4 protein-coding genes are annotated in these 3750 nt (G+C 42.9%); all 4 read right to left on the minus strand.

What is annotated here, in order from left to right:
- Positions 1-1080, minus strand: a 1080-nt coding sequence (locus FWE23_11390) for a hypothetical protein (GenBank protein MCL2846029.1), incomplete at its 3' end; no start/stop codon positions are given.
- A 149-nt stretch (positions 1081-1229) separates the two neighbouring features.
- Positions 1230-2516, minus strand: coding sequence for a formylglycine-generating enzyme family protein (locus tag FWE23_11395; protein MCL2846030.1), 1287 nt, complete (start codon positions 2514-2516; stop codon positions 1230-1232).
- Positions 2516-2836 (minus strand): hypothetical protein, encoded by a 321-nt coding sequence (locus tag FWE23_11400; protein MCL2846031.1) that lies wholly within the window; start codon positions 2834-2836, stop codon positions 2516-2518. Before FWE23_11400 ends, FWE23_11395 begins: the two co-directional genes overlap by 1 nt.
- 25 nt (positions 2837-2861) lie before the next feature.
- Positions 2862-3314, minus strand: coding sequence for a hypothetical protein (locus FWE23_11405; protein MCL2846032.1), 453 nt, complete (start codon positions 3312-3314; stop codon positions 2862-2864).
- Positions 3315-3750: the final 436 nt, after the last annotated feature.

The following is a 3750-nucleotide window of genomic DNA, read 5'->3' on the forward strand; positions in this document are numbered from 1 at the left end:
ATGCTCGTTTTCAACCAACAGACCGTGCGGCGTATGATTAACCGTGATACTCGGAATATGCGCTTGTCCGTTGAACGCCACCGAGGTCGGTATGCCCGAAATTGTTGTATTTTGAGCGTTTATTTGATATGTATCGACAGGTGGAACAATACTGAAATTTACCGTTCTGAATCCTGTGTAAATATCTCCAATACCGATAATTTCGATTGTTGCCGTTCCGATGTTTGTGTTATTGGTGTAGTTGAGTTCGTAATCAACACCCTCTTGGAGTATTACAGTATTGTTGAAATCTCTTATTACAACATCAGGTCTTATCGGCGTACCTGTATGCGTTTGGTTTGGAATGGCTGAAACATTTCCTAGTGTTATACCTCTTTGATTGGTGATAAAAAAGTTATACCCAAGCGTTATTCCCGCATAATCTCCCATACCGATAATTCGCATTCTCGCAGGAGTTGTATTGTTGGCGTTGGTATTATTTTCAAATTCAAGCCGAAAATCTGTGTCGAGAGTAAGAGATTGCCCGTTGTATTCAATTTGCACGGTCGGTTGAATTGGGCTTCCTGTGTGGAGCATTATTCCCGTGTAAGGCAATACAAAGATTGAGGAAGCAGGGCTTACCGTCGCTCGTTGTCCTTCAATGGTGAATTGAGCGTGAATGAGCGGATAAAACGCTCGCAAAAACGGCTCGCCGTTATACATCTGCGCATCCATTCTCCAAATGCTGTGCAAATTCCATTGGGCAAAGGTTGCTTGTTGGCGCATTTGCTCGGTGGTGAGTGGAGTGCCTCTGCCGTCATTGTCGTTTCTGCCGCTTCGTTGGCTGTCGAAGAACGAGTTGGTGATGGTGCCGCCTTGGTTTTGTCCGACAAGTCCGCCGATAGTAGATTGTGCGGATAAACTATTTACCCAAATACTACCCGTCGAATAACTGTTTTCGATAGTGCCGAAGTTTACACCTACAGCACCGCCGCCCGTGGCGGTGTTTGCCATTGCTGTTGCTACTGCTATTGCGAGTAGTAAGATGATGAACTTCTGTTTGTTTCGCTGAAAAACATTAGTGTTTTTACTTAGTTCCATATTATTTCCTTTGTTTAATTTTTTTCTCTTTTTGTCTTACAATTTGTCTCTGAGTATTCGCAGCGGCTCACGCTCGCAACGAACACACAGCGCCAAATCGGATTTTTTTCAACTCAAAGAAAGAGCCAACCCCCCCCGAACAGCAAGTGTTAGAATTGCGGGGAGAGAGCCACCCGAAACCCGAAGTTGCTCCACCTGCGGTCAGGGTTGCCGAGGTTGCCCCGAAAAGCAACCGGCGTGTACCCCCCGGCATTGGACCAACAGCCGCCGCGAATCACGCGAAGAGAGCCCCAATCTATAGTATTCGTCCATTCCCACACATTTCCGCTCATATCGTGGATACCCAATTCATTTGGTGCAAGATCTCCAACTGGTTGCGGTTGCCAGACACTGATTATGTTTGCGATATGCCAAGCTACTTCTGTTGCTATATCACTCCCTGCAAAAATAAAATCCACTCCTCCGTTATTGCCACCTCGACGATTTCCACCACGTGCCGCAAATTCCCATTCGTGTTCCGTAGGTAATCTTGCGCCGATACGCGCTAAAAAGCCATCAGCAGAAGTTATATCATTAAAACTTACTTGCTCAACAGGATTATTAGGCAAGTTAGTAGAGCCGACTGCCGCCCCACCTCTAAAATTCGACGGAACGGCGCTTAATGTAGGGTGCCCTGTCATTACCGCCTGATATTGCGCTTGCGTTACAGGATATTTACCTATCCAAAATCCGGTGCTTATTGTATGACTGCTACCGACTGTCGCAGGAGCTGTTGAGGCGCAAGCGCCAAACATAAATGTCCCCGGTGCCACATAAATTAAGTCAATGTAAATACCCCTTACAATAAGCCGCACTCCTTGACCTTCAACAGGATTTAACGGAAGAGTAGTCGAAAGCGGAAAATCAGCCGTGCCGACTACCGCAACTATTTGCACTAAAACAGAAGTGTGAGAATTGCGAATAGTCCCTCGATTTTCCGCAACCAATCCGCCAACCGTCGGCGCCCAAACGCTACCCGAAGCACGAACTTCCTCAATCGTCCCTCTGTTTACCGCCGCAATCGCCCCTGCCAAATTACCGCCGATAATACTTACTTCAACAGACAAACTCCGCACTACTCCACTGTTGCCAATAAAACCGAAAAATCCAAGATTACCGTCTGCGCTCAAGTTGTTTATTGTAATTCCGCTGATAGTTCGCCCGTTTCCGTCGAATGTTCCTTGAAATTCCGGTATCGGCACCCACTCTCCTGTGAGAGCGATGTTGTTAGCAAGACGATAATGCGCCGTTAAGTTGTTGCGCACCGCGTTCAGGTGTTCGGGCGTTGAGATGACGAACGGGGCGGCGGCGGAACCGTCGCCGCCGGTGAATGCCCATAGGTTTGTGGCGATTGTTAGGGCTATCGCCAGGGGTTTAAGTAGATTGTTGGTTTTCATTATTGGTCTCCTTTTTTTGTATTATAGAGTAATTCATATAAAGTTGTTAAATTATCAAGATTTTTCTCTTTTTCTTTTATTTTGTAATCTAATTTACTACGCAACTTTAATAACTTGTAAAGCACTACAAGTATAATTATAGAACACGTAAACGCGAAAAAACTAAAAAGATTAACTTTAGATTGTGCCTGAGTGTTTATTATTGTAATATCCGTATTAGAAAACAAAAGCATTGCAAACATTACGATAAACACAAATATTGCAAATGCTCCAATTTTGAACATTGCAACATTACAAGATATAATGTTTTTCTTACCCATAATACATTCGTTGCATTTTTCCCTATTAGACACTTGTTTTACCTCCAACTAATTTCGTTTCTTGTTTCACTGTTTCCCACACCTCTTTACCAACCTGCGACATACTTTCCAAAATCGACTCTTTAACAGCAAAATATTCTTTATCGCTATAACTGTCTTTAAAGTTGTCCAATTTAACTATGAGCATAAACATTATTTGGTGCTTATCTTCTTTTCTGTTAAGTTTTGATAAAACAAGTGCCCTCGCTTTATTGTATTTGTAATTATATTTGTTTTTTTCCTCTTCGGTATTAGCGTTTCGCAATACCTCTATTGCTCCAAGCATAACACCAATATCATCATACAAATTATCCATCCAATCTAACCTATGCATAGAAACCGTTTGTGAATAATTTTTTTGATTTGCAGTTCTAGCACCAATAAAAGCACCTATTAGTCCTGAAAGTAAACCTATAAGTGCAATAAATATTTCATTCATAATTCACCCCGTTTACCCAAACCAACCAAAGACCACCCAAAATCATTGAGCCGCCGAACAAGAAAACCACTCTCAAAAAAGAGGTTTTCATAAATATATTTTGAAACTTGACTTCGTGTATTGCTTTTATTTAACTTACATAAGTGCCTGCAAATCAACGAGTTATGCGGTGGGGGGGGGTAAACACAGGTGATTTCGCGAATGTGTTCGCGGTTGTTGGGGCGTGGAGAATGGCGTTGGATTTAGTTAAAGCCAATATCGCGAATGCTAAAATTGTCGTTTCTGCTGTCATTGAGCAACCTTTCTTTTAGTGCTAGTATTCCAAACGCAAAACATCATCGACAAAGAGACCTGTCAATTCAGCAACTTCATCGACTGACATGCCTTTTTTCAGCATGTTTATGGCTATTCGTTCTTTTTCTCGGCGCATTCCAAT

It is taken from the genome of Chitinivibrionia bacterium, assembly GCA_009779925.1.
Classification (GTDB): Bacteria; Fibrobacterota; Chitinivibrionia; order Chitinivibrionales; family Chitinivibrionaceae; genus WRFX01.